Annotated in this window: 14 protein-coding genes; 4 read left to right on the top strand and 10 right to left on the bottom strand. The window is 70.0% G+C overall.

The genetic code is table 11. From position 1 onward, the window contains the following. The first annotated feature begins 109 nt into the window (after positions 1-109). The gene (locus tag ACWFR4_RS08345; RefSeq protein ID WP_453455345.1) at positions 110-1219 is read left to right on the top strand and encodes a ferritin-like domain-containing protein; all 1110 of its coding nucleotides are present in this window, start codon (positions 110-112) and stop codon (positions 1217-1219) included. A 69-nt stretch (positions 1220-1288) separates the two neighbouring features. Beyond that, a complete protein-coding gene (locus ACWFR4_RS08340; RefSeq protein WP_453651588.1) occupies positions 1289-2161 on the top strand; it encodes a hypothetical protein in 873 nt (290 codons plus the stop codon). Here the strand turns inward: ACWFR4_RS08340 and ACWFR4_RS08335 are convergent. From ACWFR4_RS08335 to ACWFR4_RS08310, 6 genes are all read right to left on the bottom strand, one after another. Next, a complete protein-coding gene (locus ACWFR4_RS08335; protein WP_453651586.1) occupies positions 2142-2684 on the bottom strand; it encodes a DUF3291 domain-containing protein in 543 nt (180 codons plus the stop codon). The genes ACWFR4_RS08340 and ACWFR4_RS08335 overlap by 20 nt on opposite strands. Before the next feature lie 84 nt (positions 2685-2768). Then, on the bottom strand, positions 2769-4235 hold the full coding sequence (locus ACWFR4_RS08330; protein ID WP_453651584.1) for a peptidoglycan D,D-transpeptidase FtsI family protein: 1467 nt from the start codon (positions 4233-4235) through the stop codon (positions 2769-2771). Then, on the bottom strand, positions 4232-5635 hold the full coding sequence (locus ACWFR4_RS08325) for an FtsW/RodA/SpoVE family cell cycle protein (RefSeq protein ID WP_453455356.1): 1404 nt from the start codon (positions 5633-5635) through the stop codon (positions 4232-4234). Before ACWFR4_RS08325 ends, ACWFR4_RS08330 begins: the two co-directional genes overlap by 4 nt. A 159-nt stretch (positions 5636-5794) precedes the next feature. Then, on the bottom strand, positions 5795-7087 hold the full coding sequence (locus ACWFR4_RS08320; protein WP_453651582.1) for an ATP-binding protein: 1293 nt from the start codon (positions 7085-7087) through the stop codon (positions 5795-5797). A gap of 376 nt (positions 7088-7463) precedes the next feature. After that, complete coding sequence (locus tag ACWFR4_RS08315) at positions 7464-8249, bottom strand: hypothetical protein (RefSeq protein WP_453651580.1); 786 nt, start codon at positions 8247-8249, stop codon at positions 7464-7466. Between the two features lie 102 nt (positions 8250-8351). Continuing rightward, on the bottom strand, positions 8352-8618 hold the full coding sequence (locus tag ACWFR4_RS08310) for a hypothetical protein (protein ID WP_453651578.1): 267 nt from the start codon (positions 8616-8618) through the stop codon (positions 8352-8354). A 211-nt stretch (positions 8619-8829) separates the two neighbouring features. Between ACWFR4_RS08310 and ACWFR4_RS08305 the strand changes: the two genes are divergently transcribed. Continuing rightward, positions 8830-9633 (top strand): nuclease-related domain-containing protein, encoded by an 804-nt coding sequence (locus ACWFR4_RS08305; protein WP_453455365.1) that lies wholly within the window; start codon positions 8830-8832, stop codon positions 9631-9633. Positions 9634-9646: 13 nt separating this feature from the next. Here ACWFR4_RS08305 and ACWFR4_RS08300 read toward each other — a convergent pair whose 3' ends face one another. The 3 genes from ACWFR4_RS08300 to ligD all read right to left on the bottom strand — a co-directional run bounded on the left by ACWFR4_RS08300 (position 9647) and on the right by ligD (position 12268). Further along, the gene (locus tag ACWFR4_RS08300) at positions 9647-10333 is read right to left on the bottom strand and encodes a DNA alkylation repair protein (RefSeq protein WP_453455368.1); all 687 of its coding nucleotides are present in this window, start codon (positions 10331-10333) and stop codon (positions 9647-9649) included. Positions 10334-10390: 57 nt separating this feature from the next. Further along, positions 10391-11293: an ATP-dependent DNA ligase gene (locus tag ACWFR4_RS08295; protein ID WP_453455370.1), complete on the bottom strand. Its 903-nt coding sequence runs from the start codon at positions 11291-11293 to the stop codon at positions 10391-10393. Positions 11294-11383: 90 nt separating this feature from the next. Then, entirely contained in the window at positions 11384-12268 is an 885-nt protein-coding gene (gene ligD, locus ACWFR4_RS08290; RefSeq protein WP_453651576.1) for a non-homologous end-joining DNA ligase, read from the bottom strand. 201 nt (positions 12269-12469) lie between these two features. On the opposite strand from ligD, the gene ku reads away from it, so the two are divergent. Beyond that, positions 12470-13609 carry a non-homologous end joining protein Ku gene (ku, locus tag ACWFR4_RS08285; protein WP_453651574.1) on the top strand — a complete coding sequence of 380 codons (1140 nt, stop codon included), beginning with the start codon at positions 12470-12472 and terminating at the stop codon, positions 13607-13609. Positions 13610-13697: 88 nt separating this feature from the next. On the opposite strand, the gene ACWFR4_RS08280 is transcribed toward ku, so the two are convergent. Next, positions 13698-14063 carry a PH domain-containing protein gene (locus tag ACWFR4_RS08280; protein WP_116509971.1) on the bottom strand — a complete coding sequence of 122 codons (366 nt, stop codon included), beginning with the start codon at positions 14061-14063 and terminating at the stop codon, positions 13698-13700. Positions 14064-14101: the final 38 nt, after the last annotated feature.

Below are 14101 nucleotides of genomic sequence, written 5' to 3'. Positions count from 1 at the left end.
ACAGGAGTTACCGGCGGTCACGTCTTATGAGACTGCCTGTCAGCAAGGCCGTCAATCCCTTGTGCGCGACTTGTTGACCCGGTGTCCACGAGCGTGTGAGCCTGCCTGTATGTCGACGCATGAGCTGTATACCAGGGCGCCCAGGGAGCTCGGCTGGCAAATACCGGCTGCCGGTTCGGCAAGATTCAGCTGGGAGTACGACGAGGGCAGGGACCGCCTCCTCGCGCTCTACCAGAAGGGCAAGGACAAGCAGTGGGACGGCGCCAAGCGCATCGACTGGGATCTCGAGGTCGACCCCCACAACCCGCTCGGCACCCCCGACGAGGCGCTCACGCTCTACGGCACCCGGCACTGGGCGAAGATGACGGACCGGGACAAGGGCGAGCTGCGCAAGCACTACGCGTCCTGGCAGTTCAGCCAGTTCCTGCACGGTGAGCAGGGCGCGATGGTGTGCGCCGCCCGCATCGTCGAGTCCGTGCCCGACATGGACGCCAAGTTCTACTCGGCGACCCAGACCATGGACGAGGCCCGGCACGCGGAGATCTTCGGCCGCTTCCTGCACGAGAAGATCGGGATGCTCTACCCGATCAACGACAACCTCCAGTCGCTCCTCGGCGACACCCTGCGCGACTCCCGCTGGGACATGCCCTACCTCGGTATGCAGGTCCTCATCGAGGGCCTGGCGCTCGCCGCGTTCGGCATGATCCGCGACACCACGGACAAGCCGCTGCCCCAGCAGATCCTCGCGTACGTGATGCAGGACGAGGCCCGCCATGTGGCCTTCGGGCGGATGGCCCTGCGCGACTACTACCAGCAGCTCACCGACGCCGAACTGCGTGAGCGCGAGGAGTTCGTCATCGAGGGCTGCTACCTGATGCGCGACCGGCTGCGCGGCGTCGAGGTCCTGGAGAACTTCGGCATCTCCAAGGCGGAGGCCGAGGAGTACAGCGAGCAGTCCGAGTTCCTGGCCCTCTTCCGCCAGCTGCTCTTCTCCCGGATCGTGCCCTGCGTCAAGGACATCGGCCTGTGGGGCAAGCGCCTCCAGCAGGCGTACGTCGACATGGGCGTCTTCGAGATGGGCAACTCGAACCTCGACCAGCTGATGGCCGAGGACGAGGAGATCGCCGAGAAGCTCGACGCGGAACGCTTCGCGGCGGAGGAGCTGGAGCGCGTCGCGGAGGTGGAGTCGACGATCGGGGAGGGCGCGCAACTGCCCTAGGGCATGCCCGGGGTGCTCGTGGTGTCCGGGGCGTGCGGGCATGTCACCCGCATGCAGTAGTTTGCTGACGTGTCCACGCCTCAGCCGCCCCAGCCCAACCCGTACGGCCAGCAGCCCCCGGCCGCACCCTACGGTCAGCCGGGCCCCTACGGCCCGCCGCAGCAGCCCGGCCAGCCCGGTCCGTACGGCCCGCCGCAGCAGCCCGGTCCGTACGGCCAGCCGGGCCAGCCCGGCCCGTACGCCCAGCAGCCCTACCCGGGCGGTGCCCCCTACCCCGGATGGGGCGGTGCCCCCATGGGCCCGCCGCCCAAGAAGCGGCGGGTCGGGATGATCCTCGGCATCGTCGGCGGCGCGCTCGCCGTCGTCGTCATCGGGATCGTCGCGGTCGCCATGCTCGGTTCGGAGGTCGACAAGAGCTTCCCGAAGGCCGAGTACAAGCTGACCATCCCGAAGACCGTCCTCGACGGGAGGTACACCCTCACCCAGGATCTGTCCGACACCCAGGGCAAGCAGATCGAGGACGAGGCGGACGGCGCCTGGGACGCGCGTGACACCAAGGCGGCCGTCGGCCAGTACGCCGGGACCGACCCCGCCAAGAAGAACGCGGGTGTGGTGATCTCCGGCATGTACGGCCGGTTCAAGAACACCGACCTGGCCCGCAAGAACATGATGCAGGGCGCCGCCAAGAGCGACGGCGCCGAAGTCGCCGTACCCGCCAAGGACTTCAAGCCGGCCGGCTCCGACGTCACCATCACCTGCCAGGTGCTCACCAAGCAGCGGGCGACCATTCCGATGTGCGCGTGGGCCGACGGGAACACCGGCGCCACCGTCGCCGAGATCACCCCCGAGATCGCTCTTCAGGACCCCTCCGACGTGGACCTCGACGCGGCGGCCGCGACCGCGGCGAAGATCCGCTCGGAGATCAGGAAGCCGATCGGCTGACGGACTCCGGCTCCGGCTCCGGCTCCGGCTCGGGGCCGGCGCCGCCCGCCGGGAACGCCGTACGCAGATTGAACGCGTACGGCGTCGGGCCGTGCGTCCGCAGATGGACCAGGCGTTCCTCCGCCTCCTCGAGGGTGGGCCGGTGTCCGGCCGGCACCCACCACAGAGCGGTCACCGCCTCGTCGAGACGCTCGAAGAACTCCCGGCGGCGCGCGAGCAGTTCACGGTGCAGGCCCTGATAGATGAACGCCGTCAGCGCGTTCGTGCCCCGCCACACCGACATGTTCACGAGCAGCCACGCGTCGTCGAAGATCCGGAAGCTCGTCGCGTCCCCGCTGTCGTCCTTCAGACGCCACACGAACCCGTCCGACGCGTCGGCGACGGCGTTCACCGGATCGAGTCCCTCCGCGAAGTCCCGCAGCTGCTCCGAGTCGAGCGGGGCGGTCAGGCGGCCGATGTTCACCTGGGCGAGTTCGTGGCGAGTCCCGTTTTCCGTCGTCTTCGCAGTCCCGTAGTCAGTCATGGACTGCACGATAGGCAGGGGGCGCGGCGCCGTAGAGGGCCATTTCACCTGTTGGTATCAGGGGCCACTTGCGGGCCGATCCCCTTACCGATGCGCCGATTTCAGTACCGCTTCCATCACATCCCGCGCGATCGGCGCCGCGCTCCCGCCGCCGCTGATGTCCGTACGGTTCGCCGACGCGTCCTCGACGACGACCGCGACCGCGACCTCCGCATTGCCCGCCTCCGGGGACCGCGCCCAGGAGATGAACCACGCGTACGGGGTGCCCTTGTTGCCCACGCCGTGCTGCGCCGTGCCGGTCTTGCCGCCGACGGTCACGTCGGGGATCTGCGCGTTCGTGCCCGTGCCGAACTCCACGGCGTCCTGCATCATCTCCTGGAGCTGCACCGCCGTGGCCGGGTTCATCGCCTGGCGGTACGTCTTCGAACCGGTCTGCGCCACGGTGTTGCCGTGCTCGTCCGTCGTCCTCTCCACCAGATGCGGCGCCATCAGGACCCCGCCGTTGGCGACGGCGGCCGAGACCATCGCCATCTGCAGCGGCGTCGCCGCCGTGTTGAACTGGCCGATGGACGAGAGCGCCAGCTGCGAACGGTCCATGTCCGTGTCGAAGTTGCTCCGCGAGACGCTCGACGGGATCCTCACCCCCGCATCGTTGAAGCCGAACCTCCTGGCCGCCGACACCATCCCCTTCAGCCCCACCTGCACACCGAGTTTTGCCATCACCGTGTTGCAGGAGACCCGGATCGCGTCCGCGAGCGACGCGTCCTCGCAGCCACGCGCCTCGTTCCGCAGCAAGGTCGACGTGTCGGGCAGACGCCAGGGGCTCGGTGTTTCCGTCGGCTCGTCCACATCCGTCACGACGCGCGAGTCGAGGGCCGCCGCCGCGGTGACGATCTTGAAGGTCGAGCCGGGTGGATACGTCTGACGGATCGCCCGGTTGAGCATCGGCTGACTCGGCGAACTGTTCAGGCGCTTCCACGCCGACGTCGTCGCCGAATCCGTCCCCGCGATCGCCCCAGGATCGTACGAGGGGCTGCTCACCAGGGCGAGGATCTCCCCGGTCGCCGGATCGAGCGCCGCGACCGCGCCCCGGCGCCTGGCCAGCCCGGAGTACGCCGCCTTCTGCGCCGCCGCGTTGATCGTGGTCGCCACCTTGCCGCCCGGCTGCTGCGAGCGCGTCAGGTCGTTGAACAGGGGGAGCGGGGCGAGCATCGGGTCCGTGCCGGAGAGGATGCCGTCCTCGGCGTTCTCCAGCAGTGAGGTGCCGTACACCTGGGACGCGTACCCGGTCACCGGCGCGTACAACGGACCGTCCCTGTACGTCCGTTCGTAACGGAGCTGCTCGCCGGTGTCCCTCGAGCCGGTGACGGTCTTGCCGTCGACGAGGATGTTGCCGCGCGGCTGGTCGTAGCGCGCGATGGTGTTGCGGCGGTTGGCCGGGTTGTCGTCGAGGGAGTCCGCCTCGAAGATCATTACGCGGGCCGAGTTGACCAGCAGTGCGACGAGCAGCACCAGACAGAAGATCGAGGCGCGGCGGATGTAGCGGGTCACCGATGCGCCTCCAGCGCGTCGTCCGGCAGGAGTTGGCCACGCGCGGAGTCACTGATCCGTACGAGCAGCGCCACGATGATCCAGTTCGTGACGACGGACGAGCCGCCCTGCGCGAGGAACGGCATCGCCATGCCGGTCAGCGGGATCAGGCCCATCACCCCGCCCGCGATCACGAACACCTGGAGCGCGACGATCGATGCGATGCCGATCGCGAGGAGCCGGCCGAACGGGTCGCGCAGCGCCAGCCCGGCACGGTAGCCGCGCTCCACGAGCAGCGCGTACAGCAGGAAGATCGCCGTCAGACCGACGAGCCCCAGCTCCTCGCCCGCGGTCGCCAGGATGAAGTCCGACTTGGCGGCGAACCCGATGAGGATCGAGTGCCCCGCCCCGAGCCCCTCGCCGAGCATGCCGCCCGCCGCGAACGCGAACAGCGACTGCGCGAGCTGGCCGGGACCCTCGCCCGCGTCGATCGAGGCGAACGGGTGCAGCCAGTCATGGACGCGGCTGTTCACATGCGGTTCGAGCGCGCCGACGAAGACCGCGCCGCCCGCCGCGAGGAGGAGCCCGATCGCGATCCAGCTGCCGCGGCCCGTCGCCACGTACAGCATCACGATGAAGAGGCCGAAGAACAGCAGCGAGGTCCCCAGGTCACGTTCCAGGACCAGGACGCCCACGCTGATCAGCCAGAACACCAGGATCGGCGCGAAGACCCGCATGGTGGGGAGCTGGAAGCGCCAGATCTTCTTTCCCGTGTACGAGAGCGCGTTGCGGTTCGCCGCGAGATAGCTGGCGAAGAAGATCGCGAGCAGCACCTTCGCGAACTCGCCCGGCTGGATGGAGAATCCGCCGATCCTGAGCCAGATGCGGGCGCCGTTCACCGCCGGGAAGAAGATCGGCAGGACCATCAGGAGCAGCGCGGCGACGGCCGACAGATACGCGTACCGCTGGAGCACCCGGTGGTCGCGCACCAACACCACGGCCGCGATGAACAGGGCCACGCCGAGCGTGGACCAGATGAGCTGGATCGGCGCAGCCTGGTCGTCGGGCGTCTCCAGGTCGAGCCGGTAGATCAGGACCAGGCCGAGGCCGTTGAGCAGCACACCGATGGGCAGCAGGAGCGGGTCCGCGTACGGGGCGCGCAGGCGGATCGCGCCGTGCGCCACGAGCGCGAGCACGCCGAGCCCGGCGCCGTATCCGGCGGCGCCGGGTGGTACGGAGCCGTTCTTGGCGAGTCCTACGGCGCAGTATCCGTAGACGCTGAGCAGGACGGCCAGAACGATCAGGACGAGTTCGGTGCCACGGCGCCGCGGGAGGCGGACAGCGGGGACAGGGGGAGGGCTGGCGCCGGCTCTCGCGCCTGCCGGGCCCGTGGGTCCCGTCGATCCCGTCGATCCCGTCATGGCGGGAACGTAACAAGCGATAGCCGGGAAATGCCGCTATGTCGCTTTAATCTGACTGGGTGTGTGTCCGGCGGGGGTTTCGGGCGGGGGTTTCCGGAGGGATTCTGTACGGGGTTCTGTGCGGGGTTCTGTGCGGGGGTTCCGTGTGGGTGTGGTGCGTCAGGGCTGGTGGTCGTCGTACGGCAACCTCAGCGTCGCCAGCGCTCCGCCGTCCGCCGCGTTCGTGAACCTGAGCGAGGCGCCGAGCACCTTCGCCTGGCCCAGCGCGATCGTCAGGCCGAGGCCGTGGCCCTTCGCGCCGCCCTCCGTCCTGAACCGCTGCGGACCGCCCTCCACCAGGTAGTCCGGGTAGCCCTCCCCGTGATCCCGCACCGTGATCACCGGGCCGTCCACCGTGAGGACCACCGGCGGGCTGCCGTGCCGGTGCGCGTTCGCCACGAGGTTGCCCAGCACCCGCTCCAGGCGCCGGCGGTCCGTCAGTACGCAGACGTCGCGCACCACGACCACCTCCGTCTCCGTGCCGGACCCACGCACCACCCGCTCGGTGAGCGGGCCGAGCCAGTTGTCGTCCAGGTCCACGCGCTCGCTGCGCGCGTCCAGGCGCGAGATCTCCAGCAGGTCCTCGGTGAGGGTCCGCAGTGCGGCGACCCGGTCCCGTACGAGCTCCGTCGGGCGGCCCGGCGGGAGGAGTTCGGCCGCCGCGTGCAGGCCCGTCAGCGGTGTCCGCAGTTCGTGCGCCACGTCCGCCGTGAACCGTTGCTCGCTGAGCAGCTTGCGCTGCAACGACGACGCCATGCTGTCCAGCGCGCCCGCGACCGCGGCCACCTCGTCCTGGTGCCTGGCCGGATTTCTCGTCCTCGGATCGCCCACGCGCGCGTCCAGGTCCCCGCCGCTGATCCGCCGGGCCACCCTCGCCGTCGCGTGCAGGCGTCGCGTCACGCGGGTCACCGCGAACGCTCCCACCAGCAGCGTCGCGCCGATCGCCAGCACGGACGAGCCGACGATCGCCCGGTCCAGGCCGTCGATCGTGCGGGCGCCCTGCGAGTAGTCGACCTCCACGGCCAGTACGCGGTTCCCGTCGATCGGACCCGCCGCCCACATCGTGGGTGCCTTCGCCTGGCTGCTCACCATGGTGCCGCGATCTCCGCCCGCGGCGAGCCTGCGCAGCGAGTCGGGCAGGCCGGGGGGATCGACCCCCGCGAGCGGGCCCAGCCTCGCTCCGGCCTCGTACGCCTCGGTGGCCTCGTCGAGCCGGCCCAGTGCGCGGTCACGGGCCTGGCCGGCGGTCTGATTGGCGACCGATACGTGGACCAGGGCGCCCAGGAGTGCGGCGAGTGCGCAGCACATCACCGTGATGAAGACCGCGGCCTTCCAGGTGAGGGTGGCGGTCCAGGCGGGGAGTCGGGGGTTGGGCCTGGCGTGGCTCGTGGCGCGGGAGGTGGTGGGGGTCATGGGCGGCTCTTGGCGGGCTGCCGGGGGCGCGGGTGTTCTGGGCCGGTGTTCTCGCGCCGGGGTGTGTGGGTGGGTGCGGTGCCGGTGCCGGTGCCGGTGCCGGGGTCGGTGCCAGGTCCGGGGGCGGTGCTGCTCTGCGCCCTGTGTGTGTGGGTGGGTGCGGGGCCGGTCCGGTATGTCCGTCCTCGCTTGGATGGTTCGGCGTCGGATTTCGTGCGCGTCAGTAGTGTGTGCCGGCTCCGGGCGGACATACCGGCCCGGCCCCTCCCGCTCGGTCGCGGGTGCGGCGGCGTGGGGGCCGGTGTCCGTCGGCCCGTGTACGTGGGCTGGTGCGGGCCGGTTGTGGGGTGCCGTGGTCCCGGGCCCGAGTGTGTCGTCATCGCGTCGGGGCCGATGGGGTTGTTGTCGGGGATTCCGGAGGGGAGGTGGTGGGGGTGGGGGTGGGTGAGGTGGGGGAGGTAGGGCTGGGCTTGGGGGGCTGGGTCGCGGTCTGGGTTGGGGTTGCGGGTGGGCCTGTGCGGAGGATTTCGTCTCGGGTGGGGAGCATCGCGCGCTGGTGCGGGTCCCAGGACCACGCCGTGCGGTACTCGTAGCCCGGCAGGTCCGCCACCGCCCGCAGGATTACGTCGCGGCCCGCGATCTCCACGCTCACGACCGCGTCCGACGTACCCATGATCTGCGTCAGTCTGTGGTCCTCGAACATGTAGCAGCGCACCGCGAGTTGGCCTTTCGGCAGGCGGATCCCCACGACCAGTTCGTCCTTGCCGTCGCCGGTCAGGTCCCGGTAGTACGCCTTCAGTACCGGGCACTTGGTACTGGCCTCCGTGCCGCAGTCGTCCAGCCCTACGACCTTGTCCGGGCTCGGGGACGGGCTCGGCGATGCCGCGGCGGCCGCCGCCTGGACGCGGACCACCTCGACCGGGTTCACGCGGTGAATGTCGTCACCCTTGGCGGTGATGCCCTTCACGACCTCGGTGTGGCCCGAGCCGTAGTCGTCGGCCGCGGCGGACGCCGGCGGCAGTGTGGGCCACAGCCGGGCCGGCCCCACCGCCGTGGACGTCGGACCCGCGCTGCGCAGCTCACCCGAGTCGCCGCACCCCGCGAGCAGCAGTACCGACGCCGACACGGCGGCGGCCGCGGTACAGGTGCGCCTGGAATTCACTGCACTCCTGCCTGTCCGCGTGCCGGTCGGTCACCCCACTGACACCTTATGGGTGAGGAAGTCCTTTCTATTGACCCACGGGACCGTGCGCACCTCGAACCCTCAGTCGTCGGTGCGTCCGCGCCGGTACATCGAGAAGGCGAGTCCCCCCGCGCCCGCCGCCGCCATTCCGCCGCCCGCCGCCAGGAACAGCGGGTTCGAGTCGGGTGTGGCGTGGGTCTGCTCCGGTGAGCTTTCCGGCGCGGGGGTCGCGTGCCGGTCGGGCTGGGCGTGCGCGAACGCGGCCGTCGGGACCAGGAGCGCGCCGCCGAGAACGGCGGCGACGAACGTGCCGCGGGCCAGCAGGCCTGCTCGACGGGTGGTGCTCACGGAACGTCTCCCCTGCTCTACTCCCGGTGCGGTGCGCTCCACCAGGTGGCGTAAACGCTGACGTCTTCACCGTAAAGAACCCTCATCACGGCAATTCGGCAGCTGTGTAACAGCGGGGCGAAGCTCTTCGGGCGGTGGTGTCACCGAGGGGCCCGACGGCATATTGCCCTGCGGCTCCGGGGCTGTTCCCATGGTCGTGGGGTGATGGTGCATGAGCGGTCTGCGCGTCATACCGACCTGGCGGCACGGTCGGGAGCGGCTCTATGTCTGCGGCGACGACGGCAGGAACGTCGCCTGGTACGACCGTGAGGCCGGCCGCGTCAATCTGATCAGCGAGGCCCGCCGGGACGCCGTGCTCGACGTCCTCGGGCCCTTCCTGACCGGCCAGGTCACGGTCGGCCCGCCCCCGGTGCCCACCCCGGTCGAACTCGCCAGGCTCGCCCTCCACCCGGACGACGACCTCGCGCCGAACCGGCCCGGCGAGGCCCTTCAGATCGCCGTCGACCGCGACCCGGGCCCGCCGCGGCGGCTGCGCGGGGACCCGCGGCGCCGGGCCCTGGAGGCCGAGCAGTCCGTCGGCGGAGCGCTCGACGCGTTCGAGCGGGCGGGCTGGCGAGCGCTGCACTCCGTGCCGCTGCCCGGCGGCGCCCGCATCCACCACCTCCTCATCGGACCCGGCGGTCTCTATGCCCTGCACACGCTTCCGGCCCGCAAGCAGCGCGTCCGCGTCGCCGACCCGATGGTGATGACCGGCCGCTCGGAGCCGCACCCGCTCCTGCGCCGCGTCCGCGCGAACGCGTCCCGCGCGTCCTTCGCCCTGACCGCGGAGGTCCGCCCGGTCCTGGCCGTGGCGGGCGCCACGACCGTCGAGGTGGCGGCACCCCCACGGGACGTACGCATCGTCCTGGACACGGAACTCCAGTCGCTCGCGCGCACGGGCGGCGTCCTGAAACCGGCCGATGTCGAGGCCCTGCACGCGATGGCCCGCGACCGCCACACGTGGCTGCGGGTGTGACCTGCGGGCCGTTCTACCGGGCTTGCCGGCGGCGCACGATCTCGGTGATCCAGACGGGCGCGAACGGAGACGTGCAGCCGGGGGACGTCGGGTAGTCCTTGAGTACCTGGAGCCGCTCGCCGATGTCCATCGCCCGGGTGCGGTGGTCGGCGTGGTCGATCCCGATCTGGGCCAGGCAGTGGTTCATCGCCCACTGCAGACGGTCCGGGGCGTCCTTCATCTCCGCCTCGATGATGTCGAGGAGCGCCGAAAGGTCGAGGCCCTCCGGCTTCTTCGCCACGCGTTCCGCGGTCAGCGCCCAGCCGGCACTCGCGACCACCGGATCCTCGTCGGCCGACCAGGCCAGTCGCAGCTCTTCGGCGTGCGGGTTCTTCTTCACCACGTAGTTCACGAGCCAGTCGTGCACCTTGGGCGTGCGCGCCTCGCGCACCATGGCGTCCAGCTCGTCCCGCTCGAACGCTTTCGGGCGGCAGATGAGGAGGGCGAGGAGTCGTGCCGCGGTGTCATCCGTCTCCCAGAGCCCGCGCGCGAGGCCCTGCTGCGTCTTCAGCCGCTTCGCGAGCGCGCGCAGCTTGCTGAGGTTCACACCGTGATCGTCACCGTGCTTCTCGTTCACGGCGCGTGCCTTCGGGTCCTCGAGCCCGGCCAGCTCGGCCATCACCTCGGCGACCGTCGTCCCGGTCGGCGTCGTCTCGGCCACCTCGGCCCTCCCGTCCGTCCCGCGCGAGATTTCACCCTATGACGACGGAACGACATCTCATCCGTCGGACCGCACACGTACGAAACGGACGGTCTCGTGGCGTCCGGCCGCTTGGCGCAGTTCGATGAGGAGGGGGTCGGTGAGCATGCGCACCGGCCCGTGTTCCGGGTGGTGCGTCAGCTGTCCCAAGCGGCCGTGTACCAGCTCGCCGACCTGCCGTGACTGCGTCGGGGTCAAGCGGGGCGACGTCTTCACGGTTCGATCATCCGGGAGTTGTACGAGAAGGGCCTGCGGTCTGTCCAACGGGCCGAAAACGCCGAGGAGTTCCCCGTCCGTCGTGTCCGCATGTCTGATCTTTCTCCATGCCTTGGTCGCTCCTGCCCGATAGGTCGAGCGCAGTTCCTTCGCCACAATTCCTTCGACGCCGGCAGCTCTTATGTCGCGGAACCAGATACGGGCGGTTTCCTCGTCGAGCGTCGCCAGTACGCGCTGAAGGGGTGGGCCGACGTTGTGCAGTGCGGCACCGAGCAGCTCCCAGCGCTTTTTCAGCGGCAGGGCTCTGACATCGCGGCCTGGGACGGCGAGGATGTCGAACGCCACGTAGGACACCGGGATGCCCGATCGCTCGCGATCGGCGTGGGACCGGAGGAGATCGGTGAAGCTCAGACGCCCGTCGCGGTAGGCGCACAGTTCGCCGTCCAGCACGGTTCCGGCGGGCAGATGCTCTCCGAGATATGCGGCAATTTCGGGAAACTCCCGGGCCAGGTCCCTTTGTGAGCGTGACTGCAGGAAGACCCGGCCGCCTTCGAGGATGAAGGCGAGGGCGCGGAATCCGTCGAGTTTGAGGGAGTACTGGAGACTCTCCGGCGTGCCTGTTTGTTCGGGGATTTCGTCCACAGCCTGGGGACGCATGACGTCGACGGGCGGTCGCAGGGCTACTGCCGGTGCGTTTTCGTCCATTCCGCCAGGGTCTGTCCGGCCGGCCTGCCGGGTGGGGAGAGGCTCGCCCTGCGCGTCGGGCTGTCACCGGGACGGCCCCGGCGCCGCCGCTCACGGCACCCGTCCCGCGCGGTTCAGGTCGATCAGGGGGCCGAGCAGGTCCCCGTAGCGTTCGAGGCGGGGGGCGATGTCGTCGGCCAGGAACGTCAGCTCCCGCGTGTCGGTGCAGGCCTCGACCTCCTCCCACGTCACCGGCGCCGACACGGTCGGCTCCGGGCGGGCACGCAGCGTGTAGGGGGTCGCCGTCGTCTTCGCGGCGGCGTTCTGGCTGAAGTCGACGAATACCTTGCCGGGGCGCAGGCTGCGGGTCATGCGGTGGACGACCAGCTCCGGATGTTCCGCCTCCGCCTCCACCGCGAGGGTCTTCGCGTATGCGCTCACCCGATCGGACGGCGTCGGTTCCAGCGGCACGAGCATGTGCAGCCCCTTGGAACCGGAGGTCTTCACGTACGAGTGAAGCCCGTCCGCGCTCAGCCGCTCCTGAAGCCAGAGCGCGACCGCGCAGCACTCCACCACGTCCGCCGGTTCCCCGGGATCCAGGTCCAGGATCAGCCGGTCGGCCTGTCCGGGCGCGTCCGCCTGCCACTGCGGCGTATGGAACTCCGTCACCAGATTGGCCGCCCACATGAGTGACGCCAGATCCTGTACGAGGACCTGGCGGGACGGGGCGCTCCTCGAATGCGGCACGTCCGCCGTCCGTACCCACGCCGGCGTGCCCGGTGGCACGTTCTTGGTGAAGAACCGCTGGCCCTCGGGCCCGTCCGGGTATCGCAGGAAGGACACGGGCCGGTCGTGCAGGTGCGCGAGCAGGGGCCCGGCGACGGTCGCGTAGTAGTGCAGCAGCTCGCCCTTGGTGAACCCGGTCGCCGGGTACAGCACTTTGTCGAGGTTGCTGAGCGTGAGCCTCCGCCCCTCCACCTCTGTGATGGGCGTCATACGATGAGAATCCCACGGAAATCGTGACGAGCTATCCGAAAGGGCTGCGGCGGTGGCTTCGGCTGCGGCGACGGAGGGGTGGCCGACGGGCTCGTCTCCGGCAGAGCACAGAGCAGGGCCACGCGGCAGGGCATGACGCAGGGCACACGGCAGAGCACTACGCAGGGCAATACGGCAGAGCACTACGCAGAGAGGGACACCGTGCGATCCATATGGAACGGCGCCATCTCGTTCGGCCTGGTCAGCATCCCGATCAAGCTGGTCAATGCCACTGAGAGCCACTCGATCTCCTTCCGGCAGATCCATCTGGAGGACGGCGGCCGCATCCGCTACCGCAAGTTCTGCGAGCTGGAGGAGAAGGAGGTCACGTCTGCGGAGATCGGCAAGGGGTACGAGGCGGCGGACGGCGCGATCATCCCCATCACGGAGGAGGATCTGGCCTCCCTGCCGATCCCGACCGCGCGGACCATCGAGATCGTGGCCTTCGTCCCCGCCGACCGGATCGACCCCCTCCAGATGGACGCCGCCTACTACCTCTCCGCGAACGGCGTCCCCGCGGCGAAGCCGTACACCCTGCTGCGCGAGGCGCTCAAGCGGAACAAGAAGGTCGCCATCGCCAAGTTCGCCCTCCGGGGGCGGGAGCGGCTCGGCATGCTGCGCGTCGTCGACGACGCGATCGCGATGCACGGTCTGCTGTGGCCCGACGAGGTGCGCGCCCCGGAGGAGGTGGCGCCCGAGACCCAGGTGACCGTGCGCGAGGCCGAACTCGACCTGGCGGACGCGCTGATGGACACCCTCGGCGAGGTCGACATGGAGTCGCTGCACGACGACTACCGTTCCGCGGTCGAGGAGATGATCGAGGCCAAGGCGTCCGGCGAGGGCGTGGTGGAGGCGCCCGCTGCCCCCGAGGGCGGCGGCAAGGTCATCGACCTGATGGCGGCCCTGAAGAGCAGCGTCAAGGCGGCCAAGGAAGCCCGGGGTGACGCGGCCGCACCGGAGCGGGAGGCGAAGGTGAGCCCGGTGACCCCGCTGAAGTCCCGTACGGCCCCGAAGGAGGTCGGCGGGAAGAAGTCGACGTCGACGAAGGCGAAGCCGGCGGCGTCCGGGAGCGGCACGGCGAGGAAGAGCACGGCCAGGAAGTCGGCCGCCTCGTCGCGGGCGACGGCCGCGGACAAGGCGAGCACGTCGAAGGCGAGTGCTTCCAGGGCCGGTACGTCGTCCAGGGCTGGTACGTCGAAGGCGGGCGGCTCGAAGGCGGACGCCTCGAAGGCCACGGCCAAGAAGACGACCGCCAAGAAGTCACCGGCGAAGAAGACGGCGTCGCGCAGGCGGGCGTCTTAGGGGGGAGGGCGGTGGGCCGGCACCTTCGTACACGGATACGCATACGTACGAAGGTGCCGCCGTCAGGCCACTGTTGCGTCGGCTGTGCCTAGCGGGCCACGAACTGCGTCAGGATCGCCTGCACCTCGTAGATGTCGACGCCCTTGCTGAACGTCTTCTGGACGGGCGCCGCCGTGCCGGAGATCCAGATCTTGAGCTCACCGTCGAGGTCGAAGTGACCGGCGGTCTCGACGGAGAAGTGCGTGATGCTGCGGTAGGGGATGGAGTGGTACTCCACCTTCTTGCCGGTGATTCCCTGCTTGTCGACGAGGATCAGGCGCCGGTCGGTGAAGAGGATGGTGTCGCGGATGAGCAGGTACGCGGCCTGCACCTGCTCGCCCTGACCGAACAGCTTGGCGTACTCCTGCTGCGCGCCGACGGGGTCGACGGTGTGCGCGTTTCCGAACAGTGCCATGAGGCCCCCCAGATGGTGAACTCCTGCGTAGGCGCAGA

This window comes from Streptomyces sp. NPDC055140 (genome assembly GCF_053607285.1).
The sequence above is the reverse complement of the archived record's forward strand: the minus strand, read 5'-3'. Positions and strand labels throughout refer to the sequence as shown.

Excerpts from the sequence above, each read along its gene's own strand:
- ACWFR4_RS08280 (WP_116509971.1), bottom strand. The coding sequence starts at position 14,063 with ATGGCACTGTTCGGAAACGCGCACACCGTCGACCCCGTCGGCGCGCAG.
- ACWFR4_RS08325 (WP_453455356.1), bottom strand. The coding sequence starts at position 5,635 with ATGACGGGATCGACGGGATCGACGGGACCCACGGGCCCGGCAGGCGCG.
- ligD (WP_453651576.1), bottom strand. The coding sequence starts at position 12,268 with ATGACGCCCATCACAGAGGTGGAGGGGCGGAGGCTCACGCTCAGCAAC.
- ACWFR4_RS08335 (WP_453651586.1), bottom strand. The coding sequence starts at position 2,684 with ATGACTGACTACGGGACTGCGAAGACGACGGAAAACGGGACTCGCCAC.
- ACWFR4_RS08320 (WP_453651582.1), bottom strand. The coding sequence starts at position 7,087 with ATGACCCCCACCACCTCCCGCGCCACGAGCCACGCCAGGCCCAACCCC.
- ACWFR4_RS08295 (WP_453455370.1), bottom strand. The coding sequence starts at position 11,293 with ATGGACGAAAACGCACCGGCAGTAGCCCTGCGACCGCCCGTCGACGTC.
- ACWFR4_RS08345 (WP_453455345.1), top strand. The coding sequence starts at position 110 with ATGTCGACGCATGAGCTGTATACCAGGGCGCCCAGGGAGCTCGGCTGG.
- ACWFR4_RS08305 (WP_453455365.1), top strand. The coding sequence starts at position 8,830 with ATGAGCGGTCTGCGCGTCATACCGACCTGGCGGCACGGTCGGGAGCGG.